Source organism: Streptococcus suis (genome assembly GCF_002960625.1).
In the GTDB taxonomy this organism is placed as follows: Bacteria; Bacillota; Bacilli; order Lactobacillales; family Streptococcaceae; genus Streptococcus; species Streptococcus suis_T.
Genome location: NZ_POJH01000028.1, coordinates 16,944 through 42,980, shown reverse-complemented (window position 1 = coordinate 42,980; position 26,037 = coordinate 16,944). Strand labels below are relative to the sequence as shown.

The 26,037-nt window shown below is 41.7% G+C and carries 28 protein-coding genes; 10 read left to right on the top strand and 18 right to left on the bottom strand.

Annotation, left to right across the window (positions count from 1 at the left end):
• Positions 1 to 33: 33 nt before the first annotated feature.
• From topA to C1G49_RS05110, 4 genes are all read right to left on the bottom strand, one after another.
• A complete protein-coding gene (gene topA, locus C1G49_RS05125; protein WP_105124873.1) occupies positions 34 to 2,127 on the bottom strand; it encodes a type I DNA topoisomerase in 2,094 nt (697 codons plus the stop codon).
• A 92-nt stretch (positions 2,128 to 2,219) separates the two neighbouring features.
• Entirely contained in the window at positions 2,220 to 3,062 is an 843-nt protein-coding gene (dprA, locus tag C1G49_RS05120; RefSeq protein ID WP_105124872.1) for a DNA-processing protein DprA, read from the bottom strand.
• Between the two features lie 58 nt (positions 3,063 to 3,120).
• Entirely contained in the window at positions 3,121 to 3,678 is a 558-nt protein-coding gene (locus C1G49_RS05115; protein WP_105124871.1) for a sugar O-acetyltransferase, read from the bottom strand.
• Positions 3,679 to 3,688: 10 nt separating this feature from the next.
• Positions 3,689 to 3,949, bottom strand: a complete 261-nt coding sequence (locus C1G49_RS05110; RefSeq protein WP_023370330.1) for a metal-sensitive transcriptional regulator — start codon at positions 3,947 to 3,949, stop codon at positions 3,689 to 3,691.
• A 106-nt stretch (positions 3,950 to 4,055) separates the two neighbouring features.
• Here C1G49_RS05110 and C1G49_RS05105 point away from each other — a divergent pair, with 106 nt between their 5' ends.
• The 4 genes from C1G49_RS05105 (at position 4,056) to trhA (ending at position 7,328) form a co-directional block, all read left to right on the top strand.
• Positions 4,056 to 4,379: a rhodanese-like domain-containing protein gene (locus tag C1G49_RS05105; protein WP_105124870.1), complete on the top strand. Its 324-nt coding sequence runs from the start codon at positions 4,056 to 4,058 to the stop codon at positions 4,377 to 4,379.
• Positions 4,376 to 6,028 (top strand): FAD-dependent oxidoreductase, encoded by a 1,653-nt coding sequence (locus C1G49_RS05100; protein ID WP_105124869.1) that lies wholly within the window; start codon positions 4,376 to 4,378, stop codon positions 6,026 to 6,028. Before C1G49_RS05105 ends, C1G49_RS05100 begins: the two co-directional genes overlap by 4 nt.
• 108 nt (positions 6,029 to 6,136) lie before the next feature.
• The gene (locus C1G49_RS05095; protein ID WP_105124868.1) at positions 6,137 to 6,688 is read left to right on the top strand and encodes a DUF1836 domain-containing protein; all 552 of its coding nucleotides are present in this window, start codon (positions 6,137 to 6,139) and stop codon (positions 6,686 to 6,688) included.
• Positions 6,678 to 7,328 (top strand): PAQR family membrane homeostasis protein TrhA, encoded by a 651-nt coding sequence (trhA, locus tag C1G49_RS05090; RefSeq protein ID WP_105124867.1) that lies wholly within the window; start codon positions 6,678 to 6,680, stop codon positions 7,326 to 7,328. Before C1G49_RS05095 ends, trhA begins: the two co-directional genes overlap by 11 nt.
• 37 nt (positions 7,329 to 7,365) lie before the next feature.
• Here trhA and C1G49_RS05085 read toward each other — a convergent pair whose 3' ends face one another.
• From C1G49_RS05085 to C1G49_RS05060, 6 genes are all read right to left on the bottom strand, one after another.
• Complete coding sequence (locus tag C1G49_RS05085) at positions 7,366 to 8,373, bottom strand: YdcF family protein (RefSeq protein WP_105124866.1); 1,008 nt, start codon at positions 8,371 to 8,373, stop codon at positions 7,366 to 7,368.
• Positions 8,370 to 9,149 (bottom strand): ribonuclease HII, encoded by a 780-nt coding sequence (locus tag C1G49_RS05080; RefSeq protein ID WP_105124865.1) that lies wholly within the window; start codon positions 9,147 to 9,149, stop codon positions 8,370 to 8,372. Before C1G49_RS05080 ends, C1G49_RS05085 begins: the two co-directional genes overlap by 4 nt.
• Entirely contained in the window at positions 9,136 to 9,987 is an 852-nt protein-coding gene (gene ylqF / locus C1G49_RS05075) for a ribosome biogenesis GTPase YlqF (RefSeq protein ID WP_024404263.1), read from the bottom strand. The genes C1G49_RS05080 and ylqF overlap by 14 nt, the downstream gene beginning before the upstream one ends.
• A gap of 201 nt (positions 9,988 to 10,188) precedes the next feature.
• Positions 10,189 to 11,340 carry an iron-containing alcohol dehydrogenase gene (locus tag C1G49_RS05070; protein ID WP_105124864.1) on the bottom strand — a complete coding sequence of 384 codons (1,152 nt, stop codon included), beginning with the start codon at positions 11,338 to 11,340 and terminating at the stop codon, positions 10,189 to 10,191.
• Positions 11,341 to 11,523: 183 nt separating this feature from the next.
• Positions 11,524 to 12,072, bottom strand: a complete 549-nt coding sequence (locus C1G49_RS05065) for a hypothetical protein (protein WP_238595848.1) — start codon at positions 12,070 to 12,072, stop codon at positions 11,524 to 11,526.
• 10 nt (positions 12,073 to 12,082) lie between these two features.
• Positions 12,083 to 12,556 (bottom strand): hypothetical protein, encoded by a 474-nt coding sequence (locus tag C1G49_RS05060; protein WP_105124862.1) that lies wholly within the window; start codon positions 12,554 to 12,556, stop codon positions 12,083 to 12,085.
• A 130-nt stretch (positions 12,557 to 12,686) separates the two neighbouring features.
• Here C1G49_RS05060 and C1G49_RS05055 point away from each other — a divergent pair, with 130 nt between their 5' ends.
• Positions 12,687 to 13,487, top strand: a complete 801-nt coding sequence (locus C1G49_RS05055; protein ID WP_105124861.1) for a helix-turn-helix domain-containing protein — start codon at positions 12,687 to 12,689, stop codon at positions 13,485 to 13,487.
• Between the two features lie 575 nt (positions 13,488 to 14,062).
• On the opposite strand, the gene mutY is transcribed toward C1G49_RS05055, so the two are convergent.
• From mutY to C1G49_RS05015, 8 genes are read right to left on the bottom strand one after another with little or no spacing between them, the layout of a single operon-like run.
• On the bottom strand, positions 14,063 to 15,208 hold the full coding sequence (gene mutY, locus C1G49_RS05050; RefSeq protein WP_161942086.1) for an A/G-specific adenine glycosylase: 1,146 nt from the start codon (positions 15,206 to 15,208) through the stop codon (positions 14,063 to 14,065).
• A gap of 52 nt (positions 15,209 to 15,260) precedes the next feature.
• Positions 15,261 to 15,650 carry a PaaI family thioesterase gene (locus C1G49_RS05045; protein ID WP_105124859.1) on the bottom strand — a complete coding sequence of 130 codons (390 nt, stop codon included), beginning with the start codon at positions 15,648 to 15,650 and terminating at the stop codon, positions 15,261 to 15,263.
• Positions 15,651 to 17,381 carry an ABC transporter ATP-binding protein gene (locus tag C1G49_RS05040; RefSeq protein WP_105124858.1) on the bottom strand — a complete coding sequence of 577 codons (1,731 nt, stop codon included), beginning with the start codon at positions 17,379 to 17,381 and terminating at the stop codon, positions 15,651 to 15,653. It abuts the gene before it with no gap.
• Complete coding sequence (locus C1G49_RS05035; protein WP_105124857.1) at positions 17,368 to 19,104, bottom strand: ABC transporter ATP-binding protein; 1,737 nt, start codon at positions 19,102 to 19,104, stop codon at positions 17,368 to 17,370. The genes C1G49_RS05040 and C1G49_RS05035 overlap by 14 nt, the downstream gene beginning before the upstream one ends.
• A 4-nt stretch (positions 19,105 to 19,108) precedes the next feature.
• The gene (gene pta / locus C1G49_RS05030) at positions 19,109 to 20,095 is read right to left on the bottom strand and encodes a phosphate acetyltransferase (protein WP_105124856.1); all 987 of its coding nucleotides are present in this window, start codon (positions 20,093 to 20,095) and stop codon (positions 19,109 to 19,111) included.
• 19 nt (positions 20,096 to 20,114) lie between these two features.
• Positions 20,115 to 21,008, bottom strand: a complete 894-nt coding sequence (locus C1G49_RS05025; RefSeq protein ID WP_105124855.1) for an RluA family pseudouridine synthase — start codon at positions 21,006 to 21,008, stop codon at positions 20,115 to 20,117.
• Positions 21,008 to 21,826 (bottom strand): NAD kinase, encoded by an 819-nt coding sequence (locus C1G49_RS05020; RefSeq protein ID WP_105124854.1) that lies wholly within the window; start codon positions 21,824 to 21,826, stop codon positions 21,008 to 21,010. Before C1G49_RS05020 ends, C1G49_RS05025 begins: the two co-directional genes overlap by 1 nt.
• Positions 21,810 to 22,481, bottom strand: a complete 672-nt coding sequence (locus C1G49_RS05015; RefSeq protein WP_105114800.1) for a GTP pyrophosphokinase — start codon at positions 22,479 to 22,481, stop codon at positions 21,810 to 21,812. The genes C1G49_RS05020 and C1G49_RS05015 overlap by 17 nt, the downstream gene beginning before the upstream one ends.
• An 86-nt stretch (positions 22,482 to 22,567) precedes the next feature.
• Between C1G49_RS05015 and C1G49_RS05010 the strand changes: the two genes are divergently transcribed.
• The 5 genes from C1G49_RS05010 to C1G49_RS04990 all read left to right on the top strand — a co-directional run bounded on the left by C1G49_RS05010 (position 22,568) and on the right by C1G49_RS04990 (position 25,922).
• Entirely contained in the window at positions 22,568 to 23,143 is a 576-nt protein-coding gene (locus tag C1G49_RS05010) for a CYTH domain-containing protein (RefSeq protein WP_105124853.1), read from the top strand.
• 122 nt (positions 23,144 to 23,265) lie between these two features.
• The gene (locus C1G49_RS05005) at positions 23,266 to 24,243 is read left to right on the top strand and encodes a ribose-phosphate diphosphokinase (protein WP_105117085.1); all 978 of its coding nucleotides are present in this window, start codon (positions 23,266 to 23,268) and stop codon (positions 24,241 to 24,243) included.
• 11 nt (positions 24,244 to 24,254) lie between these two features.
• On the top strand, positions 24,255 to 25,370 hold the full coding sequence (locus C1G49_RS05000) for a cysteine desulfurase family protein (RefSeq protein ID WP_105124852.1): 1,116 nt from the start codon (positions 24,255 to 24,257) through the stop codon (positions 25,368 to 25,370).
• 1 nt (position 25,371) lies between these two features.
• Positions 25,372 to 25,716, top strand: a complete 345-nt coding sequence (locus C1G49_RS04995; protein ID WP_105124851.1) for a DUF1831 domain-containing protein — start codon at positions 25,372 to 25,374, stop codon at positions 25,714 to 25,716.
• A gap of 2 nt (positions 25,717 to 25,718) precedes the next feature.
• The gene (locus C1G49_RS04990) at positions 25,719 to 25,922 is read left to right on the top strand and encodes a DUF4649 family protein (protein WP_105124850.1); all 204 of its coding nucleotides are present in this window, start codon (positions 25,719 to 25,721) and stop codon (positions 25,920 to 25,922) included.
• The last annotated feature ends 115 nt before the right edge of the window (positions 25,923 to 26,037 follow it).

Here is a 26,037-nt window from a genome sequence, read left to right as displayed (position 1 = left end):
AACTGCCATTCCCTTGAGAATAGCAGTCTTATCTTATTTAATTTTATCTTCCTCATAGTCACCATTTGGACAGACAACTTGTTTACCACCTCCACGGACTTTTTTCTCAACGAGATAGTGGTCACATTTGGGACAGGTACGACCAACCGGCTTATCCCATGAAGTAAATTCACATTCTGGATAACGGTCACAACCATAGAAAAGTCTATTACGTTTGCTCTTGCGCTCAATGACCTGGCCTTGTTGACAAACTGGACAAGTCACGCCGATTTCCTTGGTAATTTGTTTGGTGTTGCGGCAATCAGGGAAATTGCTACATGCGTAGAATTTTCCAAAACGACCAAGTTTAATAACCATTTCGTGTCCACAAACTTCACAATCAAATCCAGCTGGTTCATCTTTGATTTGGATTTTTTCCATCTGGTCTTCTGCTTTAGACAGTTCTACCTTAAATGGTTGGTAAAATCCATCGATGACCTTCTGCCACTGCTCTTTTCCGATCTCAACATCATCTAGTTTTTGCTCCATTTCAGCCGTAAACTTGACATTGACGATATCAGGGAAAAATTCGACAATGAGTTTGTTGACAATCTCGCCAAGCTCAGTCGGTTCAAAACGCTTAGCAGCAAGTTTAACATAATAACGTTTCTGAATGGTTTCAATAGTTGGGGCATAAGTTGACGGACGCCCTACACCATTTTCTTCCAAGGTCTTAATCAAAGTAGCTTCAGAATAGCGAGCAGGTGGCTGCGTGAAATGTTGTTCAGGATTTGTTGAGGTGCGTACAACTGTATCGCCTTGCTCCATATCTGGCAACATCTTATTCTTATCCGAATCATTATAAACAGCCATGTAACCATCGAATTTAACTTGGCTACCATTGGCAGCGAAAATCACTCCATTTTGACCTAGACGAACACTCATGGTATCAAAGACCGCTGCAGCCATCTGACTAGCCACAAAACGATTCCAAATCAAAGTATAGAGACGAAGTTGATCCTTATCCAAATATTTGGCAATGGATTCCGGAGTTAATTGAACATTGGACGGTCGAATGGCTTCGTGGGCATCTTGGGCACCGGTCGCATTCTTGACCTTGCTACCATGTTTGGAATACTTTTCTCCAAAACGTTCTGTGATAAACTCCGCTGCCTGAGCCTGAGCAACTGGACTGATACGAGTCGAATCCGTACGCATATAGGTAATCAAACCTTGTGTACCACCTGTACCAAGACTAACCCCTTCATAGAGCTGTTGGGCAACCATCATAGTTTTACGGGTACGGAAATTGATTTTATTGGCCGCATCCATCTGCATGGTCGAGGTTGTATAAGGAAGCGGTGCATTTCGCTTGCGTTCCTTACGCTCTACCTGCTCTACCAAGAAATCATCGCTATTTAAACGAGCCAGAATTTCCTTGACCTGCTCATTGTTTTCAGCCTTAACTTTTTTGCCATCTAGTCCATAGAAACTTGCTTGGAATTTCTTAGTACCCTTTTTAAAGGTGGCATCAATTGTCCAATATTCCTCTGGTTTGAAATTGTTGATTTCATTTTCACGGTCAATGATGAGCTTGAGGGCAACGGATTGTACTCGCCCTGCTGACAAGCCTTTTTTGACTTTCTTCCAGAGAATGGGTGAAATCGAATATCCAACGATACGGTCTAAGACACGACGAGCCTGCTGGGCATCAACCAAGTCATGATTGATAGCGCGTGGTTCCTTGAAGGCATTTTTTACAGCATCCTTGGTGATTTCATTGAAAACAACCCGGTTTTTATCCTTTTCATCTAATCCTAAAATATGAGCCAGATGCCAAGAAATCGCTTCTCCTTCACGGTCCGGGTCACTTGCCAGGTAGACTTGCTTGGCATTTTTCGCCTCTTTCTTCAAAGAATTGATAAGCGGACCTTTACCACGGATATTGATATACTCTGGCGCATAGTCATTATCAAAGTCAATAGACATACTGGATTTTTTCAAATCACGAATGTGTCCGACTGAGGCAACAACCTTATAATTTTTACCAAGATACTTCTCGATGGTCTTTGCCTTTGCAGGCGACTCTACAATAACAAGATTTTTCTTACTTACTGTTTTTTTCTTACTAACTGATTTTGTAGCCATTCTATTTCCTTACAAATATGTTTAACCTCACAAAGAATATACTATTTTTCAGTCAGTGTCAAGATTTTTATTTTCCTATAGGAGAACTTATTTTATAATTGATAGTCTGAAAGGATATCCAAGCCTGATGTAATGCACTTTGCGCCTTCTTGAATCAAATGATGGCAACCATCTGATTTCCCATCCAAAATGGAACCAGGAATGGCATAGACTTCTCTTCCTCCTTCTAAAGCACGTTCGCAGGTAATCAGGCTACCAGACCGCATCTTAGCTTCACAGACTACCAATCCTTCCACCAAACCAGCTATAATGCGATTGCGTTCTGGAAAATGGTATTTGAGAGGTTCTGCACCTGGTTCATATTCAGTCAAAACTAAATGATGTTTTCCGATGTAGGTCTGCAATTCCCTGTTTTCTTTGGGATAAATCTTATCCAAACCTGTTCCAATAACGGCAATTGTCTGTCCGCCATTTTTTAGGCTGGCAATGTGGGCAGCTGTATCAATCCCTCTAGCCAGACCACTAACAATGACAAAACGATTGTTTAATTCCTTGATAATTTTCTGGACAGACTGAATACCATTTTTACTGGCATTTCGTGTACCAACGACTGCCAGCTTAGATTTTTCCAGCAATTCTAAATCCCCTTGATAAAACAAAAGTACAGGTGGATTGTAAATTTGCTTCAATGCTAGTGGATAGACATCATCCAAAATCGAAAAAGAAGGAAACTTGTTAAATTCTTCCCGACAGGCTTTGACATCTAAATTCTTATAATTCTCCATGAAGAGAATGGGATTTTTACACTCGGATACCACTGCAATATTGCGTAGGGATAACTTTTTGCCAACTGTTTCCTGATAGGTTAAGACCTTGTTAATGTTGAGATTTGTCAAACCTGCTTTTTTCCATTTATACAATTCAAAATTATTCATTTTCTTCACCTCATCTAGTCTATTCGCAAGGCAAAGAAAAAATTCTCCCGAAGAAGAATTATTTTTTAGGTATTTCTTTGATAACACGCGCAGGATTGCCCGCTAAAACGACATTATCACCAAAAGACTTGGTCACAACGGAACCAGCACCAACAACGACATTGTTGCCCAAGGTCACGCCTGGTAAGATAATGGCGCCACCGCCAGCCCAGAAATTATCACCAATGGTAATTGGAGCCCCGTATTCCAAGCCAGAATTCCGTTCATCAGGATCCAGTGGATGAAGAGGAGTTAGCAATTGCACATTGGGTCCCAACATAGCATTTTTCCCAATGGTAATGGGACAAACATCCAACATGGTACAGTTAAAATTTGCGTAAAAATCCTCTCCGACATGAATATTACTTCCGTAGTCACAGTAGAAATTTGGCTCCATATAGATGCGTTGGCCTGTAGTTCCAAACCAGCTCTTCAATTGCTCCGAACGAACCTTACCATCAAGTTCATCGTTAAATCGTTTCATATTTTGACGAGCTAAAATCCGCATCTGAACCAATTCTGGATCACCAGCCTGATAAAACTGACCTGTAATCATTTTTTCTCTTTCTGTCGACATACCCCTACTCCTATTTTTTAATGATTAGATTGATGGCTTGAGCAAGACGAGCTTCTTGTTCTTCAGGGTTTTCAGACGGATGAGCAATACAGTCTTGGACCTTCTGAGCAATGACCATTCCCATCATACTATTGATGCTGGAACGAACAGCACTCAACTGAGTTACGATATCAATACATTCCTGATCTTCTTCAATCATTTTCTGAATGCCTCTGAGTTGACCTTCGGCCCGTTTCAAACGGTTTATCATCTTTTTCTTATCAGTATTCATACCCTATATGGTACTGCTTGAAGTGAAAAATGTCAATTTTTTACCTTGACATCTTTCGAATTCCTTGTTATATTTTAGATACCCTACAGGGTATAAAGGAGTGACAATGTTTAAACAATTATTTTCAGGAATGTTTTCAAATACTGACAGTCTTCCGATAACTGATGTAGAACAAGCAATACAATCATCAAATACTGTTTTGCTTGATGTCCGTGAGATTGAAGAATTTGCTAGTGGTCATATTCCACAGGCTATCAACCAGCCCTTAAGTCAACTTGACCAATTTAAAGGCGACAAAACCAAGAACTATCTTATCATCTGTCAATCTGGCATGCGTAGCCAACGGGCGACAGAATATCTAAAATCTCAAGGCTATCAAGCAATCAACATTAAAGGCGGTATGAATGCCTGGACAGGAGGAATAGCATGAAAATAATTATTGTAGGTGGTGTCGCTGGCGGTATGTCTGCTGCTACTCGTCTCCGTCGTCTGATGGAAGATGCTGAAATCATCGTTTTTGAGAAAGGACCTTATGTTTCCTTTGCCAACTGTGGTTTACCTTATTACATTTCTGGAGAAATAGCAGAGCATGACAGTTTATTGCTTCAAACGCCAGAAAGTTTGAAACAACGCTTCAATCTAGATGTCCGCCCCTTTCATGAAGTCATTAGTATCAATGCTGACAAGCAGACTGTCACAGTGAATACTCCAAGTGGACAAATCACAGAAAACTATGACAAATTGATTTTATCACCCGGCGCCAAGCCTGTCATTCCAAATCTATCTGGTATTGAAGAAGCAAACAATCTCTTTACTCTTCGGAATGTACCTGATTTGGACAAGATTATGATTAAACTAGACCAGATCAAGTCTGGTCATGCTGTGGTAATTGGCGCAGGATTTATCGGTCTGGAAATGGCTGAAAACTTAGCTTTAAAAGGCTTGAAGGTCACGCTTATCGAACAAGCTCCCCATGTTTTGCCTACTTTTGACCTAGAGATGGCTCGATATGTGGAAGCAGAGCTGACAAGTAAGGGTGTCAATGTTATCACTGGGCAGTCTGTCACTGCTTTTCATGAAAAAGGACAGGTTCTAGAATTGTCTAACGGACAAACCTTGTCATCTGATGTGACCATTTTATCGGTTGGCGTTGCGCCTGATAGTCAACTGACTAAAAATGCTGGAATTGCACTGGGCCTCCGCGGTGGTATTCTCGTGGACCAAAACTACCAAACTAGTCAGAAGAATATTTATGCCGTTGGTGATGCTATTGTTGTTAAACAAGAAATTACAGGTCAAGATGCCTTGATTTCTCTGGCTTCTCCTGCCAATCGTCAGGGACGACAGGTAGCGGATGTCATTGCTGGACTTGATAGAAAAAACAAAGGTTCTATTGGAACAGCTATCGTTAAAGTCTTTGACCTAGCCTTCGCTTCAACTGGTTTAAGCGAAGGTACTGTTCAATCACTCGGATATGAGCATGCCGTTATTCATACTACTGGAAAAGACCATGCTGGTTATTATCCTGGTGCGACTGATATTGTGCTGAAACTCATTTTCTCACCGACTGACGGCAAAATTTTCGGTGCGCAAGCCGTTGGTCAAAAAGGTATTGATAAGCGAATTGATGTCCTTGCCACTGCTATCAAGGCTGGACTAACGATTTTTGATTTGCCTGAGCTTGAATTGACTTACGCTCCGCCATTTGGCTCTGCCAAAGATCCAGTCAATATGATTGGCTACGCTACTATGAACATCGCAGAAGGGATTAGCCAAAACATCCAGTGGCACCAACTAGACGACGAGTTAGCTACTGGTAAAGTTTTATTAGATGTCCGCAATCCTGGCGAGGTCGCAAACGGGCAGTTCAAGGAATTCATTCATATTCCTTTAGACCAACTCCGTGAACGAATTGGAGAACTGGATGCTTCGAAAGAATACATTGTCAGCTGCCATAGTGGACTTCGTTCCTATATTGCCGAACGTATCTTAAAAGAAAAGGGTTTTGACGTTAAAAACCTAGACGGAGCCTATTCACTATATAAGATGGCATTGCCTGAAAATATCATCCAACCATAAGCAACTAACCTTCTGTGATTTTGGATCCAGAAGGTTTTTTCTTGACTTTAAATATTGTATATCGTACAATCTAGTTATTATTACTAGATATGAGAAAGTTGATAATATATGAAACATTCCCTCCCCTACTGGCATAAATTACCTGATTTGGACCTCTATTTAGACCAAGTTCTGCTCTATGTTAATCAAGTAGTCAATTCTCAGGAAAGCCTTGAACAGAATAGTTTATACTCAATGAAAATCAATAGTAGCCTAGAAAACGAAGCCGATGATAGAACTGGGGTTCATCAAGGCAAGTTGACAACGGATAATGTTGATTTTCGAAGAGTATTAACGGCTGCCATGATAAACAACTATGTCAAGCACAAGCAGCTCGAAAAACCTGTTAAGAAAAAATACCAAAAACAACAAGTGGCCCGCTTGATTGCCTTGACCATCTTAAAAAATGTCTTTTCCATTCAAGAAATCAGTCAGACCTTACATCTTCTTCTCCAGTCAAGCAACTCAGAAACCTTATACAATCATTTTGTTGACTGCATGCGAAATGAGGAGAGCGACGAAACGCCTGAAATCATTCGTTATGCCTGCCAGTCTGTTAAACTATATTACAAAACCCGTCAACTCACTGTTGAATTAGAAAGGAAATTTCATGAATCCTAGTGTGAAATTAAGTCTAAAACTTTCCTTTGGTGAAGAAGTCGCAAATAGTGTGACACATGCAGTTGGGGCCCTACTCATGCTGGTTTTACTACCTATTACTGCTATTCATTCTTTTCAAGATTATAATGTGACAGCGGTGGTCGGCATGTCCATTTTTGTCATCAGCCTTTTCCTCATGTTCCTATCCTCTTCTATCTACCACTCCATGCCTTATGCTTCTACTCACAAGTACATCCTGAGGATTATCGACCATAGCATGATTTACATTGCCATCGCTGGGAGCTACACACCTGTTGCCCTTTCCTTGGTCGGTGGCTGGCTGGGCTATCTGATTGTTGGTTTGCAGTGGGGATTGACTATTTTTGGTATTCTATACAAAATATTTGCCAAAAAAATCAATGAAAAATTTAGCCTCTTTCTCTATCTCTTTATGGGCTGGTTGGTGGTCTTTATCTTGCCAGCCATTCTGCAAAAGACTGGAATGGTATTCGGCATTCTCATGCTGGCTGGTGGATTATCTTATACTATTGGAGCCCTCTTCTACGCCAAGAAAAAGCCCTACTTCCACATGATTTGGCATCTCTTTATTCTACTGGCTTCCGCACTACAATATATGGCCATTGTCTATTTTATGCTATAAGAAAACAGCTTCTAGATTGTTCTAGAGGCTGTTTTTACTACATTAAACTAACTATCATACCAAGCAAGTAAAGAACTGACACGATGCCCAAAAATACCAAATGCGCCTTTCGACTCATGACCACATAACCCACAAATTCACGAATGAAGGCATTAAGGCTAAAGTAAAATTTGGTTTTGGCGCCATAGCCGATACATTTGATTTTCAATTGTCGGGCCAATAGCAGAGCTCTGAAAACGTGATAGTAATTGGTTACAAGGGCAAATCGACTGCCTGATTTCATCAAGGCATAGGAGTATTTCAAATTTTCTTCTGTATTGGTCGATTGGTTTTCAATAATGATATCTCCCGCAGGGATACCCTGTTCCATAGCATAATTTGCCATTGCCTGTCCTTCTGCTATGATTTCATCAGGACCTTGTCCGCCTGACATGATGAGCTTGCTGCCAGGATGTTTCTGGTAGACCGCTATGCCTTTGTCAATCCTCGAAGCCAAAAGTGGCGTCACCTTGTCACCAATCAAACCAGCTCCAAGAACCACCACATAATCAAGTTTTCCAGGGAAAAAATTGACCAAATTGACAAAGCTAGATGTCGTATAAAGCATACTGATGATAATGGCATAGGACACTAAAAATCCAACATAGACAAACACCATGTTGAAAAAGCTGATAGCAGAAAGGGTGCTTGCTACAGACGGCGCGATAAAGAGATAGAAAGTTAAGCCGATAGCTAATCCTAACGATAAAAAGTTATGAAAACGGACACCTTCTCGCTTCAAAATCCGAAAACCGTTCAGATAGAGGGTAATCAGCAAGACAAATGGACCACTCAAGAAGGCTAGAGCCAATACCATTGCCAGAGCGATTGCCAACAACCGCAAGATTTCGTTATTTTCTAAAATGCCTGTTGACACGACCCAGGCCAAAGCCCAGACAAGGATGTTCAAGGCAAATAGGGAGATAAAAATCGACCGTCGCTCCCGGAAATAAAGAAGAGCAAATAATCCGATGGAAGCTAGTAAAAGCCAGAAAAAGACCGTCATGACGATTTCCCTCCTGCTAGCATAGATTTAATCGGCTCAAAGGTCTTACGGTGAATGGGCGTGATACCTAGCTTGTTCAAGCCTTCCAGATGTTCCGCTGTTCCATAACCTGCGTTTTTAGCAAAACCATAGCCAGAAAACTCCTTGTCATAGTCCGCCATCATCTTGTCCCGCGTCACTTTGGCAACGATTGAAGCCGCTGCGATAGATAGGCTATTGGCATCTCCCTTGATGATGGAAGTTTGCGAAATAGGCGTATCCAAGTTCATGGCATCGATGAGCAGGTGGTCAGGTTTCTGGCTTAATTTCCCCAAAGCCTCCAACATGGCTAACTTGGTCGCCTCGTAGATATTGACTTGGTCGATGACTGTTGCATCTTTTATTCCCACACCGACTGCCACCGCCCGCTCCATGACCTCTTGGTAAATGGCCTCGTGCTTGGACTTAGGGATTTTCTTGGAGTCGTTGAGGTAGCGGATTTTGCAACCCTTGGGCAAGATCACCGCCGCTGCCACCACAGGACCTGCTAGAGGCCCCCGGCCGACTTCGTCGATACCAGCGATGAACTCCACCCCATTTTCATAAAGGGCTTTTTCGTAAGATAGCATAGCTTCTAAGCGAGTGTCTTCTGCTGCTTCTTTTTCCAGCTCCTTACGGCGTTTCTTAATAGCAGCCTGAACCCCTGCTCGCTCATCCTGAGATATTTGGTCCCAGACTTGACTGTCCAGACTGTCTACCTGAGCCAGCAGAGCAGTCACTTCCTTAATCGTTGCCATCTAAGTCACTCACCTTGTCCAATGTATAGGTGCCCAAACGCCCGTCCCGAACGTCCTTGACAAAGAGATTGTAAAAACGGTCATAATCATCTCGGAAGCCTAATTTCTTGGTCCAGTCCATGATGAGTTCAGGCGTTTCCTGCTCCAAATCCATGCCTTTGAACCGCTCTTGTAGGCGTTCTGGGTAGTTGGCTTTGAAGTAGTCCAAACCAAAAATAGTCACTTCATCCATAGGCAAGAGCTGATCCTTGATAGCTCCTGTCAGAGCCAATTTGAGCCCGACTTCTTGGTCCTCAAACTTTGGCCAAAGAATTCCTGGCGTATCAAGGATTTCAAGGTCCTTATTGGACTTGAGCCACTGTTGGCCTTTGGTTACACCTGGTTTGTTACCGACAACGGCAATCTTCTTCCCAGCCAGACGGTTCATGAGGGTGGATTTGCCTGCATTTGGAATACCGATAATCATGGTCCGCAAGGTTTCTTTTTGAATACCTCTCTCGCGTAGGCGTTCAATCTTGTCTTTCATCAGGCTCTTGGCTGCGTCGGTCACCTTTTTCACCGTCGCTTGTTCCTTTGAGTTGATGGCAAGGGTGCGAATTCCTTGACCTTCAAAGTAGCTCTGCCATTCTTTGGTACGAACAGGGTCTGCCAAATCAACCTTATTTAAAATCATAAGCTTGGGCTTATCACCAACAATTTTGGTCAACATGGGGTTTTGGCTGGATAGGGGCAGACGGGCATCGACCAAAATAGTCACGAAATCAACGTGCTTGATATTCTCCTGTACCTGTCGACGAGCCTTGGACATGTGGCCCGGAAACCATTGAATAATTGCCATGTAAAACCTCCTTTGTATTACTTCATTGAAAAAAGCCGTCAAACGGCTTGTTTTGTCCTATTATAGCAAAATTAAGACAGTTTGTCATATTCATTGATAAATGAATATGAATAGTTGCTTATTAGGGGAACAAAAATAAAAATACCTACAATCTTCGTTTACATACTTAATTGTAGGTATTTAAATTCTAAAATCTATTGGTTAAAACAATTCTTTATAAAAAGCGATGGTTTCTTCCAATGTTGGCATGAATGGGTTACCCGGTGCGCAGGCATCAATCAAGGCATTCTTAGATAGGTATTCAAAGTCAAACTCTTCTTCCTTGATGTCCAACTCTGTCAATTTCTTAGGAATACCAACTTTAGCAGACAATTCTTCAATTTGTGCAATGGCGTAGTCTGCACATTCCTCATCAGATTTACCTGCAATATCAAGTCCCAGTGCTTTAGCAACATCACGGAAGGCTGCAGGCACACGTTTGGCATTCTCACGTTCGATGATTGGCAAAATCATAGCACAGCACACACCGTGTGGCAGATCATAGACAGCACCCAACTGGTGAGCCATTGAATGAACATAGCCTAAGCCAGCATTATTGAAACTCATACCTCCAAGGAAAATAGCATGAACCATAGCTTCCCGAGCTTCGATATCCTGTCCATTCTCAACTGCACGAGGTAAGTACTCTTTAATAAGCTCAATCGCACCCATAGAAAGTTTCTTAGTCACGCCATAAGCACCCGGTGTTACCAAAGCTTCAATAGCATGAGTTAGAGCATCCATACCTGTCGCTGCTGTCAGATCCGCTGGTTTAGAGAGCATCAGTTCAGGGTCATTGACTGACATGACAGCCAAGCTATTTTTGTCTACCATAACCATTTTTACCTTACGATCTTCATCGGTAATAACATAGTTGATAGTAATTTCTGCTGAAGTACCTGCTGTTGTATTGATGGCCACAACAGGCAAGCCAAGTTTTTCAGACTTATGAAGACCTTCATAGTCCTGTGGCTTACCGCCATTGGTTGCCATGATAGAAATACAGCTTGCCGCATCTTGAGGAGAACCGCCACCAACTGAGATGATGAAATCACAGTCATTTTCTTGAAGAGTAGCTAGTCCATCATAAACATTTTTACAGGTCGGGTTTGGATCAACCTGACTGAATACCACATAGTTTACTCCTGCTTCATCCAGAGGCTTGGTTACCTTAGGAAGAATATCGCTAGTGCGGATAAATTCATCCGTCACAAGCAGAGCCTTCTTATAACCCAAATCCTTAACGTAACCACCGATTTCATTGACACAACCGCGACCAATCAAGTTGACCGCTGGGACGTAAAATGTTGCCATAGACAACCTCCTTTTAGATTTATATGACGTATTATGTTATTGATTACTTATGAGTTCTTTTATATTATTATACTATATATAAATGGTTTTTGCAAATAGTATGTGATATTATAAACAAAATACAATTCTATCGGGAAGGCCTAGACTTATTTAGTGTTCCTGTCAGCTTGAATGTTAGTCCATTCAACTAGCCACTTGGAATACTCCTGTCCAGTTTGTAAAAGCTTCTTTACGCATTTTTTCAATTTCCACTCGGAATGCTTGGGCAAGGCTGGCACGATTGAATGATGGTGACTTCTTAGGAATATCTTTCATCACTTTTTGAACTAGGATCTCTACCTCTTCTCCATCCCTAATCCCCATATTCCAAAGTTCTTGAAGGACACTTGTGTGAAACTGCTTCTCGTATTCTTTCATGGCCTCAATGGTCCAGTAATATTCACTACTTTCATCTTTTAACCACTTCCAAACAACATCAGCTTGCTTAGTCTTTGGCTTCTCTACTTCACAGGCCTGGCACAGCAATAGCTGATTGGACAAACTTTCTGCATGAAACCATTGCCCTGAAAGAATCGGAACATTTTTTACTCCATAACTGGTGTGGCAACGCCAACAAGAAGGATTTAATACTTCAGTATCCTTTAAAATCCCCAAGGCAAGCAAGCGATCTGCCCAATATTCTACAACTGATAAAAGATTTGTCGTTTTCTTATTCCAAATAAACATGTTCATATCTACCTTTCTACATTCTTTCTAGCATTTGGGCTTGAACTAAACTAGCTTGTATCATAGCTAATTCTACAAGACAAGCAAGATTGGTTAAGTCTATACTTTCAAACAGACGATGGGAGATAAACGATTTTGGCTGCAATCTTGTGAGCGGTTTTGCCCAAGCTTGAACACCGACATCAAACTGTTTGACCGACTGAAAATATACTTGACTAACCATCATATAGGCTTTGCTATTTAACAAATAGGCATAATCCTGCATTAAATCACGACAAAATGACGCTAGCCATACCGCCGCATACTTTACTTCATCATCTTGATAATGTTTTAATAACTGAAATGTTAGCTGGCTACCTCTACTCATTTCAGTACTGGCTACTTGAAATTTACTCTCTTTGCTCATCACAGGATGCAAATGGAAATGTTCTGCATAGACTTCCCACTCTCTGTAAATATCTGCCCAAGTAATCTCATGTTCTTGTTTCATTTTCTTCACTCTCCAACTTTAATGTGATACCATCATAACACCATTTTTTATTTTTGTCAAACACGTTAAACAGAACTTGTCAAAAAAATATGCTTATGGTATAATATGTTAAACAAAGCGAGGTACTAGCATGATTCTAGGTGATATTTTAAAAGAATTCAGAAGCCAAAATAAGCTCTCTATGGATAGGTTTGCAGAACTATCTGGCTTAACAAAGGGCTATATTTCGATGCTGGAAAAAAATCAGCACCCCAAAACAAAAAAAGCTCTCCTGCCCACCATGGAAACATTGGAGAAAGTTGCCAAAGGTATGAACATAGCTGTTACAGATTTAATTCAGAAACTTGATGACAACCAAGCCATCGCCCTAACGCTTACACCTGCTCAATTTGGACAATTTAATCAAGCCATTTCCGAGCAGGCACAGTTCTTAGATCAAACACTTGAAGGGGAATTTCATGACAGATGGATTGCCTTTGGACAAGAACAAATGACAATCATGCAGACCGTATCTACTCCTCAATCAGCAAGCATACTTCGTTTAGATGACTACCGTGAACAAATTGACTTAGCTGTTCCAGGAAAGGTGTCGGCTGGTACTGGTTACTGGCAGGATAGTGATTTCGACAACCTAGTGTCCTTTTATAGTGAGGATATCCCTGATAGTCAGCAATACGATACTATCGCTCAGGTTGTCGGTGATTCCATGGCACCTAGTATTCAGGATGGAGACTACCTCTTCATTCGTCTGACACCTGATATCCCTCTAAATAGCATTGGAATTTTCTCAGTCAACGGGGAAAATTTTGTTAAGAAATACAAGGGGACCTACCTGCAGTCCCTCAATCCAGACTATGAGGATATTTACCTTAGCGAAGAAGACCATATTCGCCCTATTGGTCGAGTGGTAGATGTCTATAGTCCATCCTAATAGCAACAATCCATAGCATGACCATACAGAAAAGGAGGCCCCTTAGCCTCCTTTTTGTCTTTAAAATCGGAAAAGTCCATTACCAAAGTTACACGACAATTAGTTAATGATTAAATAATTATTCTGCTACCCTTATGTCTTTGATTGTCCTCTTATTTTGTTGTCTAAGTGTGGAGATTGCTTATTATGATGAAAATCACTAGAGGTTTTCTGATTTTCTTGGTTGCTAGCCAAGGACCTACCTTGACCATACAGTATTACAACACGAATAAGGATTAGCCTACTTTTGATTGAACTGGGTAGCAAGGCTAAGTGTGAGTGAATGCTATGCATTTTGCCAACAGATGCCTTAGGCATCAAAGTAGGGATAACGGACTTTTCCCCTATTAGCCACCATCCTTTGGAGGAAGTGGCTAGTAGTTAGCACCATCAGGTGAACGCTAGGATACTCCTTTCAAGCAGGGTAGATGGCGTTCAGCATCTCAACTTCATTATCTGACTTCTTCTAAGAATAGTATAACACTTTTAGAAAACGCTATCAAACAATTATGTGCTCGAAAGTCTATTTTTTAATTCTATTTCGCTTTTACATAGGATTCCCACATTTTTTGTTGGGGTTTGGCAAAGGGATAGGTAGGAAAGTCTTCTACGGAAACCCATTTTAATTCCCTATTTTCTGGAAGTTTGGTTGTTTCTGCAAGTCCTTCAATCAATTCTATCTGCCATTTGCGGTGACTGAAAATATGCTGAACGGTATCAAATTCTTGCTTCTGCCAGTCAACAGTCATGCCGTAAAGTTCCGTAAAGCTCTGCTGCATATCGGATTGCACAACTTCTTCTGCGACTTCAAAGAGTGAAACTTGTTTGGCTACGACAGCCCCTTTTTCTAAAAGCGGAAAGGACCAAAAACCTGATAAGAGCCCAGCCTCATTATTTTTTTCCAATAAAAATTGATTATCTTTATTGCGGATAATAAAGCCTTGATAGGCTACAGGAACGGGCTTTTTCTTCGGTGCTTTGATAGGGTACTTATTCATGGTGCCATTTAGATAGGCAGCACTAAAGTCTTTGACAGGGCTATCTTGAGGACGAGGATTGACTGGTGATTCAATATCCGACCCCAAATCCATCAAAGCTTGGTTGAAATCTCCTGGTCTGTCAGGGTCTATCAAGATTTCCATCATAGCTTGAAAAATCTTGCGATTGGTTGGCAAGCCGATGTCATAATCCACTTCAAATAATCGACTAAGAACCCGCATGACATTGCCGTCTACTGCTGGCTCTGGCAAATCAAAAGCAATGCTTGAAATCGCCCCCGCTGTATAGGGACCTATGCCTTTTAGGCTGGAAATTGCTGCATGAGTGGTAGGAAATTGTCCATTAAAATCTTCCACCATTTGCTGGGCTGCCTTTTGCATATTTCGAACACGTGAATAATAGCCCAGTCCTTCCCAGAGTTTGAGAATGACCTCTTCGGGTGCTTGTGCTAAATCTCTAATCGTAGGCAAGTGATGGAGAAAACGTTCGTAGTAAGGAATAACAGTATCCACCCGTGTCTGTTGGAGCATGATTTCGGACACCCAGATTGCATAAGGATCCCTGGTTCTTCTCCACGGTAAATCTCTTTTATTGGCATCATACCAGTCCAAAAGTGCCTTACGAAAAGCTTGAACCTTTTCTTCAGGCCACATATCAATTCCATATTCTTTCAAATCTAACATAAATCTAGTATAACACAAAGAAAAGGAGCTAGCTTTTGCTAACTCCAACTATTTATTTTTCTATCTTTCCAGTCACAAACATGGTAAAACTTGCTGAGGCGATTAATTTACCATCTTGATTTTCTATCTTTACCTCAACGACCTTTGTTCTGTTACCATCATGGCTACAAGCTCCAATGACAGATAGGTCATCACCAGGTTTAGCCGCTTTCATATAATGGATATTGGATTGCAGAGTTACTGCATATGAACCTTGGGCCACAATCGTTAATCCTGCAACAGAATCGGCAAGCGTAAAGAGATAGCCTCCATGTGCCATTCCATATGGATTTAAAGAACTCTCTGACACTGTAGTTGTTAACATAACTCGTTGATTATCAAGCATCTCGACCGAATAGTCGTCCAATACTGTAATAGAGTTTAATTTCAGTTTATCTAACATCTAATCCTCCTCCAATTGCTGGCTTGTTTGCATTTGGTAATAGATACCTTTTTTAGCCATTAAATCATCATGATTGCCTTGCTCAACAATTTTTCCATCCACCATAACTAAAATCAAGTCAGCTGATTGAATGGTTGACAATCGGTGGGCAATGATAAAGCTGGTTCGCCCCTCCATCAACTTGGCAAAGGCTTCTTGTACCAAGAGTTCCGTCCGTGTATCAATGGATGAGGTAGCTTCATCTAATATCAGGATTTTAGGAATTTTGACAAAGACACGCGCTATGGACAAGAGTTGACGTTGCCCTTGTGATAAGGATGCACCTCCGTCTGTCAATACCGTATCGTACCCTTCTGGCAACTGTCGAATAAAGAAGTCTGCATTGGCTGCTTTGGCTGCTTCAATGACCAATTCCCTTGTGGCATTGGGATAGCCATAGGCAATATTGTCATGAATGGTCCCAGATTTTATCCAAGTCTCCTGTAAAACCATGCCAATCTGTCTGCGAAGGTCCTCTCGGCTATACTGGCTAATCGGAACACCGTCCAAAACAATCTGACCAGCCGTCACATCATAGAAGCGCATAAGTAGGTTAATCATGGTTGATTTACCTGCTCCTGTTGGTCCAACAATAGCAATTTTCTGGCCGGATTTGACATCAATATTCAGGTCTTCTATCAAAGATTGGTCATCTCTATAAGAAAAAGAAACATTTTCAAAGGAAATAGCTCCCTTTAACTCCTCTGAATCGATTTTCCGCTCTGCCTGATCGTCAATACTAGCTTGACCCAAGATAACAAACAACCTGTCTGCACAAGCTAGAGCGCTCTGCAATTCCGAAAGGACCGAAGAAATATCATTAAAGGGCTTGCTGTATTGACTAGCATAATTGAGAAAAGTTGTCAGCGAGCCAACGGTAAAATGACCAGCCATAATCCTCATGGCGCCCAGACCAGCTAGCAAGGCATAGATGAGAGCATTGACAAAGCGGGTACTTGGATTGACCGTTGAAGAGGCGAAAATCGCTTTTTGAGAATAGGTCGCATACTGGTCATTTACTGCTTGAAAATGCTCTGTAAATTGCTCCTGAGCATTGAAAGACTGAACCAAGGTCAATTGGCTAATGGATTCCTCAAGCAACTGGGACTGTTGACCACGCGCCTGAGTTTGCTTTCTATAATAACCGTAGGACTTCTTGGCGATATAGCGTGCTATAATCAGCGAAAGCGGGGTCAAGGCTACGACGACCAACATCATGGTCATATCTAGCCTAGCCATTGTAAAAATGGTTAGTAATATGGTTAAGATACCAATGAATAATTGGTTAAAAATCATTAGCAAGCCATTGGTTAACTGCTCACTATCACTGGCAAAACGAGCGACCAAGTCACCAACAGACTGTCGGTCTAAATATGATAAAGGCAGCTGATGCAACTTAATATAGACCTGCTCACGCAAATCAGCTACCATACCATAGACCAAACGATTGGTTTCAAGGGGGAGATAACATTGCACCAAGGTATTGAGCACGATAACAAGGACCATTTTCCCCAGTAAGACAAGCAAAATCTGCCTATCTACTAGTAACACCGCATCAACAGCTTGACCAATCAATATTGGTAGATAGACTGTTAACAAGACCTGTGCCAAGGTTCCCACCAGCATGAAACTTATTCTAAGAGGCTGCTTTAAAACCAATCGAATCAGTTGCTTAAAACTAGATTGTTTCATGGCTGTCCTCCTCCCTATGTTGAGATTGGTCGATTTCTTGGTAAATAGCAGAGCTTCTTAGCAAATCTTCATGGCGACCAAGTCCAACTTGGTGACCTTGATCCAAAACTAAAATCTGATCTGCCCTACGCAAACTATTGGTTCTTTGTGACACCATAATCAAGGTCTGTTCCGGAAATTCTTGACGAATTGCTGCCAATAAGCGGCTTTCCGTCAAATAATCCAGAGCGGATGTTGCATCGTCCAAAATCAATATTGGAGCCTTCTGTAAAATAGCACGCGCAATGGTCAAGCGTTGTCTTTGTCCGCCAGAAAAATTCTTCCCAAAGGCTTCTACAGAACTATCCAGACCACCTTTTTCCTCAACGAAAGATTTAGCCTGTGCAATTTCCAATGCAGACCACAAGTCGCTATCCGCCACAGTGTCTAATCCCAATGAGAGATTGGAACGAACAGTTCCGGCGAAGAGTTGTGCCTCTTGAGGAACTATCGCTATTTGTTGCCGCCAAGTTTTCAAATTCCGAGGACTTTTCCCATCAATATAAAGAGAAAGTTGCTTGGTCGGCATGGCATAGAGAGCCTGTAGTAAATCTACTAGGGTAGATTTACCTGAACCTGTACCGCCGATAATCCCCATAAACTGCCCCTTGCGCAGTTGGAAGTTTATGTTAACCAAGGATTCTTCAGCTGATTTTGGGTAAGCAAATGTAAGATCATGAACTGAGAAAACCAATTCCTGGTCCCTACTATTAATCACAGGCAAATCAGCTTCCACATCCTCAGATTCTTGTTCAAAAACCTCTTGGATACGCTGGGCTGAAATATAGGTCTGATTAAGGGTAGAAACAACCATAATCATCTTAACCAGCTCAACCAGAATTTGCAAAAGATAGTTGATGAGGGCAACCAACATCCCTTGTTCAAGTAAGTTTTGTGAAACTGCACCATTTCCCTGCCAGATGAGAATGAGCAAGGTGGTATTAACAACAAGAAAAGTCAGGGGAGATAGGAGGCTAGACCAAAAACCAGCCTGCAACTGGTGTTTCTTGTATGTCCGGTTGATGCCCTGGAAAGTCTTGATTTCACGCGCTTTTTGTCCGAATGCACGAATAACCCTCCAACCCATAACCGTTTCTCCTACCTGCCCTACCAAACTATCTACATCCTTGCGGATGGATTGATACATGCGGCTAGTAATAATGGAAATTCCTGTCACTATGATAAGTAAGAGGATAATCATTCCTAGAAAATAGACAGACAAACTAGGACTAATGTAGAAGGCCATCATCAGCGAACCAAATACAACAATCGGCGCCCGTAAAAATAAGCGTAAAAATGTATTGATTCCTGTCTGAATTTGCAAGGTATCACTGGTCAGTCTGGTCAATAGACTTGAAGACGAAAGAATATCCCGACTAGATTTTGGAAGCGAAAGAACCTTCTGGTACAAGTCATTGGTCAAAGCTTTTGTCACTCCAACCGCCGCCTTAGCTGAGAAATACTGGGCAGTAAGTGAAACGAGAATACCGACACAAGCTAGACCAACCAATAATAAAAGCATGGCAACCAGGTCCCCCTGATTGCCATTTGGAATGATTGTATCAACAATGAAAGCGATAATTAAAGGGACTAGGAGCTCAAAACTAGCTTCTAATAGTTTAAAAATGGGACCTAGGATCGCTTCCTTCTGATAGGGTTTAAAATATCTAAAAAATCTTTTCATCCGTTTATTCAGCAGCAATTGCTTGTGCAGCTGTGATGATACCAAGCTTGTAAACATCTTCTGAACTGCATCCACGTGAAAGATCGTTCACAGGCTTATTCAAACCTTGCAAGACCGGACCTACCGCTTCGTAACCACCAAGACGCTCAACTACTTTGTAAGTAATGTTGCCTGCTTCAATAGCTGGGAAGACAAAGACATTGGCTTGACCTGCTACTGGACTTCCAGGCGCTTTCAAACGAGCTGTATCAGGAACCAAGGCAGCATCCATCTGCAGTTCACCGTCAATCAAGAGGTCTGGACGAAGTTCTTGAGCCAAGCGAGTTGCTTCCACTACCTTATCAACACGTGGACCTGAACCGGAACCTTTTGTAGAATATGAAATCATTGCTACTTTCGGATCGATACCAAATGTTTTAGCAGTTTCTGCTGATTGGATTGCAATCTCTGCCAAGGTTTCTGCATCTGGTTCAATGTTGATTGCACAGTCACCAAAGACAAACTTGTGCTGGTCTTTAACCATCAAGAAGACACCCGAAGTACGCTTAACACCTGGCTTAGTTTTAATAATTTGAAGGGCAGGACGTACAGTATCTGCTGTTGAGTGGATTGCACCAGAAACCATACCTTCTGCTAATCCCATTTGCACCAACATAACACCAAAGTAGTTGACATCACGCAAAATTTCATCAGCTTGCGCTTCATCAACCTTGCCTTTACGAAGAGTAACAAATTCATGTTTCATGGCATCAAAGTTTCCGTAGTTATTAGGGTCAATAACTGTAATACCAGGGTTTGAGAAGCCAAAGTCTGTCAACAAAGTATGGACAGCTTCCGGCACACCGAGGATAATTGGCTCTACCAAACCTTCAAATTTCAAACGAGCTGCTGCACGCACGACGCGCTCATCTGTACCTTCTGGGAAAACGATACGTAGTCTTTTACCTACGATTTTTTGCTTCATTTCACCAAATAAATTCCGAATTTCCATCTAAATTCTCCTTAAAATTTTATTTATTAGTTAACATTTTGATAACAGCCTGAAAATCGTCGGGAAGAACTGCTTCCAAGTCAATCCTTTTGGCTGAGAAAGGATTGTCAAAGGCCAAGTTGTGACAATGCAAGGCCTGACGTTGAATACCACATTCTAAACTGCCACCATACATATCATCTCCCAATAAAGGAAAACCAATATGTGAAAAATGAACACGAATTTGGTGGGTTCGACCAGTATGGAGTTGAATATCGACCAAATGAATATCTCCCCATGATTGAACAAGTCGATAGGAAGTATGGGCATATTTACCCGTCTTGGTCACACAGCGTGTGATAATACTATCCTCTGGACGACCAATTGGAGCAATGATATCCCCCTCAGCTTCCAAAACGCCATCCCCCTTAACTAGGGCATAATAGCGTTTGTGAATAAGCTTGGCCTGCAACTGCTTGTCCAGTCGAGCATGGGCATAGCCATGCTTGGCAAAGAGCATGACCCCCGAAGTATCCCTATCCAGGCGCGTGACAATGTGAACCTGTTTGTTTTCATAAGCCTGATCGACCAGATAGCCCTTGACAAAATTGGCAATGGTAGAAGAATGGAGTGCTGAGGGTATCGAAGCATATCCAACTGGCTTATTGATAGCAAGAAAGTGGTCATCTTCATAGATAATATCCAGCGGAAAAGAAATCGGTTTCAAACTTCCAGTCAAATCCTCCTCAGCTGGTATATCAATTGTAACCCTATCTCCAATATCAAGCAAGTAAGTTGCATTGCGTTCCATATCATTGACCCAAATATTGCCACCTGTGTACTTGATTTTTGCCAATAAGCCCTTGGAAACACCGTGTTTCTTCAGAAAGGTTTTAATCTTGGTATGCTGGTCAGCTATAAATTCAAACCGCATTACTCCACCTCTCCGATAAAAGCATCTTTGACCCGATTCCAAAAACTGGTGTGACTTGGCGTAGCAAGAAAATGAATTTTATGCTGGTCAATCTGGTACTCTATCTTTTCGATATTATCATAAACATAGGTCTTGTTATCAACGGCAATAGAATAGCGGTCACTATGTTTGGGCTCAATGACTATCTTGTCTTTTTTGGGAACCACAATAGAAGAACCCAAGGTCCGATAAACACGGTTATTTAGACTGGCTACTTCTGCAATCTGCAATGCCTCAATAGTCGGATGTAAAACAGCACCACCTAAGGACTTATTGTAGGCCGTCGAACCTGTTGGAGTAGATACTGAGATGCCATCTCCCCTAAAGCGTTCAAACGGTACATTGTTGATAATGACATCCGCCACCATGGTTTTGGATAAACGCTTGATAGTCGCCTCATTCAGAGCACGCGCCTCCACAACCCGACCATCCAGTAGTTTGACCTTTACATTCAAAATGGGATAGGACACCCTTGCACCTGTATCTAATTTAAGATTTTCAATCAGTTTATCTACTTCAAAGTCACGGTAATCCGTATAAAATCCTAGATGGCCTGTATGAATACCGACAAAACGCACACGGTCAATCAACTTTTCATACTTATGAAAGGCCGACAGGAGCATACCATCACCACCGATTGAAATCACAATATCAGGATTTTTAGGTGTCAGTATGAAATTTGCTTCTTTCAATTTTGTCCAAAGTTCTTTGGAAACTGCCTCACTCTTTGGATTTCGGCTAGCGAGCAGAGCGATTTTTTTTCTACCTGTATTCTTCATCTGTATCATCACTATTTCCGACACCGTCATTCAGCTTCCTATGTGCAGGATCGAATAAGGCCTGGGCCTCCTGAATGTCGTTACGGATTTTTCGCATCTCCTCATCTAATTCATAGGCAATCTTTGCTGTCACTTCCAAGCGCTTCTTGATTTCTTCAGGAAAATTCCCCTTATATTTATAGTTGAGGGAATGCTCAATCGTCGCCCAGAAGTTCATAGAAAGGGTACGGATTTGGATTTCTGCAAGAACCGTTTCATTGCCATTTATAGTGTCCACGGGGTATGAAATAACTACATGATAGGACCGGTAGCCAGAAGCCTTTCGGTAGTTGATATAATCCCTTTCGTGAACAATCTGCATATCCTTGCGCTTGCGTAAAATCGCCAAGACTTCCTCAATATCGTCCACAAATTGAACCATAATTCGAAGCCCAGCAATATCCTGCATATCTTGAGCAAGATTTTCTAACTTAATCTGTCGTAGGGCCATCTTTTCCTTAATGGATTCAATAGGCTTTACCCGACCAGTCACGAACTCTATAGGAGAGTGCCTATTGGCTTTCCGGTACTGCTTGCGAATACCACGCAGTTTGATCTTCAACTCACCTACTGTCTGGATATAGGGGTCTAAAAATTCTTCCCAGTTAAAGTCCATACTGCCCCTTTCTTGTCAAAATTTTTAAATTGTATTAGAATAACACAAAGACTATTCTATTATAACACATTGAAAGGGTTTACTGCATGAAAAACCACCTTGAAATTGAGTATAAAACCTTATTAACCAAATCCGAGTACCTCCGCCTTCTTTCTGACTTTTCAGACATAAGCCCCGTTCTTCAAACCAATCACTACATCGACACGCCTGACCTGGACATGAGAAAGCACCGTTTTTCACTCCGTATTCGGACTTTTGAAGAAATAGCAGAGCTGACCCTAAAAATTCCCCAGGAAGTTGGCAACCAAGAGTATAACCAAGTTTTGGACATCCTCACTGCTCAACAGCTATTAGAAAACTTTCAACTACCTGCTGGACAAATTGCCGATATCATCTCCGCAACAGATGTTCCGATTGACAAACTAGCTGTCTGGGGCAGTCTGACTACAAAGCGCTATGAAAAAGAAACCTCTATCGGACTAATGGCCCTGGACGAAAATCAATACGCCAATCAAATAGACTACGAGCTTGAAGTCGAAGTAACGGATGCCCATGAGGGCAAAATTCTCTTCGAAGAATTTCTCAAGAAGAAGGCCATCCAATTTAAATATGCCAGCAGTAAGGTTGCACGAACTGCTTCCCATCAAAAATCAGTCCAATAAGGCTGATTTTTTTACTTGGATACTGAAAAAATTTCATTTTTTTGATAGAATAAAATTATCTATTGTTAATTTTACTTTTATGCTTTTTATAAAAGCCTAACATTTAAAGGAGTTACTTGAAAATGGGTCAACCACTTGGTGAAAACAACATTAAAATTTTCTCACTCAATAGCAATCGTGATATTGCTGAAAAAATTGCTGCATCAGCTGGTCTTCCACTTGGAAAACTATCTTCACGCCAGTTTTCAGACGGTGAAATCCAAATCAACATTGAAGAATCTGTCCGCGGTGTCGATGTCTACATCATCCAATCAACCAGCTACCCAGTCAACAATCACTTGTGGGAATTGCTGATTATGATTGATGCCTGCAAGCGTGCAAGTGCCAACACTATTACAGCGGTGATGCCTTACTTTGGCTATGCTCGTCAGGACCGCACGGCATCTCCACGCGAACCAATAACTGCTAAACTCGTTGCAAATATGCTGGTCAAAGCAGGTGTTGACCGTGTATTGACACTGGACCTACACGCTTCACAAATTCAAGGTTTCTTCGATATTCCGGTTGATAACCTTCTTACAGAACCACTCTTTGCATCTTACTACATGGAAAAAGGGCTCTGTGGTGATGACGTTGTAATCGTTAGTCCAAAAAACTCTGGTATCAAACGTGCGCGTAACATCGCAGAATTCCTGAACGCACCTATTGCCATTATCGACTATGCCCAAGATGATTCAGAGCGTGCAGAGGGCTACATCATTGGTGAGGTTGCTGGTAAGAAAGCTATCTTGGTTGACGACATTTTAAATACTGGTCGTACCTTCTCTCAAGCTTCTAAAATTGTCCAAGAAGGTGGCGCCACTGAAATTTACGCCGTTGCCAGCCACGGTCTGTTCGCTGGTAGTGCGGCTGAACTGCTAGACGCTTCTCCAATTAAGGAAATTTTGGTGACCGACTCAGTTGCAAGCAAGGAACAAGAACCTAAGAATATCGCCTTCCTAACAGCTAGTGACTTGATTGCTAATGCCATCCATCGTATCCAAGAGCACCAACCACTCAGCCCACTCTTCAAGTTTACCAATCCTGAAAAAGAAAACTAGGAGTACCTTCTTTGATTTATTTAGATAATGCAGCTACCACTGCCCTATCTCCCACTGCTCTCCAACGGATGTTGGAAGTAGCGCAAGAAACCTACGGCAATCCCTCCAGTATCCATCAGGCTGGTCGAAAAGCCAATCAAATTTTGCGGCAGGCTAGACAAGACATTGCTCAAGTTCTTGACGTCCATCCTGATCACATTATTTTTACTGCTGGTGGGTCAGAAGCTGATAATCTAGCTATTCAAGGCTATGCCCTTGCCAATCAAGCCAAGGGCAAGCATCTGATTACAACTGCTATTGAACACCATGCGGTTCTTCATACCATGCAATACCTCGAAGACCGCTTCGGATTTGAGGTTACCTACATTCAACCCATCAATCAGGTCATCACTGCCCAGCAAATCCAAGAAGCCCTGCGACCAGATACTATCTTGGTCAGCACCATGTTTGCCAACAATGAAACAGGCCAAGTCCTTCCTATTAAGGAAATTGGTCAACTATTGGCCAACCATCAGGCCGTATTTCATGTAGATGCTGTGCAGGTCGTCGGAAAAATGGATGTAAAGCCTGCTGACTATGGCATTGATTTGCTAGCTGCTTCTGCCCATAAGTTCCACGGACCAAAAGGAGTCGGTTTTCTATACAGTCGCTTGCAGGGATTTGATTCCCTTATTCATGGAGGGAAGCAAGAAAATCAACACCGAGCAGGCACAGAGAACCTTCCAGCCATTGCTGCCATGGCACTTGCTCTTCAAGAACAGGTCTATCAACTTGACAGTAATGTTCATCACATCCAAGGCTTGAAAAATCACCTCCTAGCTGGATTAGATGGCTATTCATTTTACATCAACCAAGCAGGTCCCCATCTCCCTCATGTTATCAACATCGGTTTCCCTAATAAGCTCAATGAGCAAGTCCTCATGCGACTAGACTTGGCAGGCATTGCTGTATCTAGTGGGTCAGCTTGTACTGCTGGCGTTGTTCAGAACAGTCATGTACTTGAAGCCATGTACGGAACAAATTCCCATCGGCTAAAAGAATCCATCCGTATCAGCCTATCTGAAACAAATACCCTAGAAGAGATAGATATTCTTCTTACAGAATTACAAAAAATCATTGGAGGATAAAATGGCCTTTCAACAATCAGTTAGCCTAAAAGATTGCGCATTTACCTATCACATTAGCCCTAACATCAAAAAATACACCCTGCGAGATACCACTTTTGAACAAACAAAAGCAGGGCACTACCAACTCACGCGCCTCTTGGAAGAAGTTCCTAACTCAAATCAGGGTTTTCTTTTAAAGATTATTGTCAATAAAGAACTTACTGGCTTTAAAATCAACATCACAGACAAATCTGGCTTGCACTTGGTCAATATCTTTAAAGAAAATGGAAACAAGGTCATCCAGGAAAAATTCTACTTCTTGATGGATAGCTTAGTGGACCGTGACCTATTTACCAAGGAAGGTTAAGCATGATTATTATTCACTATCAAGATGCTTACAAAATAGACAGAAAACAGGAATTTGACAATCTGGATGCAGCCAAACTGGCCTTCTCAGGTTGCCTCACTCTTCCTGATTACTATCCTGTAACCAAACTAATACGAGATGGTCACGAGTTAGATTATAAAGGAACCATTGGTGACCTCTACCGCTACTTTCAAACACTAGACTAGGCAAGATTTCATGCTTAGTCTTTTTCAATCCAATCTGTTGATTTTTTCACAATCTTGGACTAGAATAGAAGAAAGAATTGATTTAGAATGATAGATGATAGGTCTAGGAATTGAT

Bases quoted from the DNA above. Each gene is read 5' to 3' on its own strand.
- topA (WP_105124873.1), bottom strand. From the start codon at position 2,127: ATGGCTACAAAATCAGTTAGTAAGAAAAAAACAGTAAGTAAGAAAAAT.
- dprA (WP_105124872.1), bottom strand. From the start codon at position 3,062: ATGAATAATTTTGAATTGTATAAATGGAAAAAAGCAGGTTTGACAAAT.
- C1G49_RS05115 (WP_105124871.1), bottom strand. From the start codon at position 3,678: ATGTCGACAGAAAGAGAAAAAATGATTACAGGTCAGTTTTATCAGGCT.
- C1G49_RS05110 (WP_023370330.1), bottom strand. From the start codon at position 3,949: ATGAATACTGATAAGAAAAAGATGATAAACCGTTTGAAACGGGCCGAA.
- C1G49_RS05105 (WP_105124870.1), top strand. From the start codon at position 4,056: ATGTTTAAACAATTATTTTCAGGAATGTTTTCAAATACTGACAGTCTT.
- C1G49_RS05100 (WP_105124869.1), top strand. From the start codon at position 4,376: ATGAAAATAATTATTGTAGGTGGTGTCGCTGGCGGTATGTCTGCTGCT.
- C1G49_RS05095 (WP_105124868.1), top strand. From the start codon at position 6,137: ATGAAACATTCCCTCCCCTACTGGCATAAATTACCTGATTTGGACCTC.
- trhA (WP_105124867.1), top strand. From the start codon at position 6,678: ATGAATCCTAGTGTGAAATTAAGTCTAAAACTTTCCTTTGGTGAAGAA.
- C1G49_RS05085 (WP_105124866.1), bottom strand. From the start codon at position 8,373: ATGACGGTCTTTTTCTGGCTTTTACTAGCTTCCATCGGATTATTTGCT.
- C1G49_RS05080 (WP_105124865.1), bottom strand. From the start codon at position 9,149: ATGGCAACGATTAAGGAAGTGACTGCTCTGCTGGCTCAGGTAGACAGT.
- ylqF (WP_024404263.1), bottom strand. From the start codon at position 9,987: ATGGCAATTATTCAATGGTTTCCGGGCCACATGTCCAAGGCTCGTCGA.
- C1G49_RS05070 (WP_105124864.1), bottom strand. From the start codon at position 11,340: ATGGCAACATTTTACGTCCCAGCGGTCAACTTGATTGGTCGCGGTTGT.
- C1G49_RS05065 (WP_238595848.1), bottom strand. From the start codon at position 12,072: ATGAACATGTTTATTTGGAATAAGAAAACGACAAATCTTTTATCAGTT.
- C1G49_RS05060 (WP_105124862.1), bottom strand. From the start codon at position 12,556: ATGAAACAAGAACATGAGATTACTTGGGCAGATATTTACAGAGAGTGG.
- C1G49_RS05055 (WP_105124861.1), top strand. From the start codon at position 12,687: ATGATTCTAGGTGATATTTTAAAAGAATTCAGAAGCCAAAATAAGCTC.
- mutY (WP_161942086.1), bottom strand. From the start codon at position 15,208: ATGTTAGATTTGAAAGAATATGGAATTGATATGTGGCCTGAAGAAAAG.
- C1G49_RS05045 (WP_105124859.1), bottom strand. From the start codon at position 15,650: ATGTTAGATAAACTGAAATTAAACTCTATTACAGTATTGGACGACTAT.
- C1G49_RS05040 (WP_105124858.1), bottom strand. From the start codon at position 17,381: ATGAAACAATCTAGTTTTAAGCAACTGATTCGATTGGTTTTAAAGCAG.
- C1G49_RS05035 (WP_105124857.1), bottom strand. From the start codon at position 19,104: ATGAAAAGATTTTTTAGATATTTTAAACCCTATCAGAAGGAAGCGATC.
- pta (WP_105124856.1), bottom strand. From the start codon at position 20,095: ATGGAAATTCGGAATTTATTTGGTGAAATGAAGCAAAAAATCGTAGGT.
- C1G49_RS05025 (WP_105124855.1), bottom strand. From the start codon at position 21,008: ATGCGGTTTGAATTTATAGCTGACCAGCATACCAAGATTAAAACCTTT.
- C1G49_RS05020 (WP_105124854.1), bottom strand. From the start codon at position 21,826: ATGAAGAATACAGGTAGAAAAAAAATCGCTCTGCTCGCTAGCCGAAAT.
- C1G49_RS05015 (WP_105114800.1), bottom strand. From the start codon at position 22,481: ATGGACTTTAACTGGGAAGAATTTTTAGACCCCTATATCCAGACAGTA.
- C1G49_RS05010 (WP_105124853.1), top strand. From the start codon at position 22,568: ATGAAAAACCACCTTGAAATTGAGTATAAAACCTTATTAACCAAATCC.
- C1G49_RS05005 (WP_105117085.1), top strand. From the start codon at position 23,266: ATGGGTCAACCACTTGGTGAAAACAACATTAAAATTTTCTCACTCAAT.
- C1G49_RS04995 (WP_105124851.1), top strand. From the start codon at position 25,372: ATGGCCTTTCAACAATCAGTTAGCCTAAAAGATTGCGCATTTACCTAT.
- C1G49_RS04990 (WP_105124850.1), top strand. From the start codon at position 25,719: ATGATTATTATTCACTATCAAGATGCTTACAAAATAGACAGAAAACAG.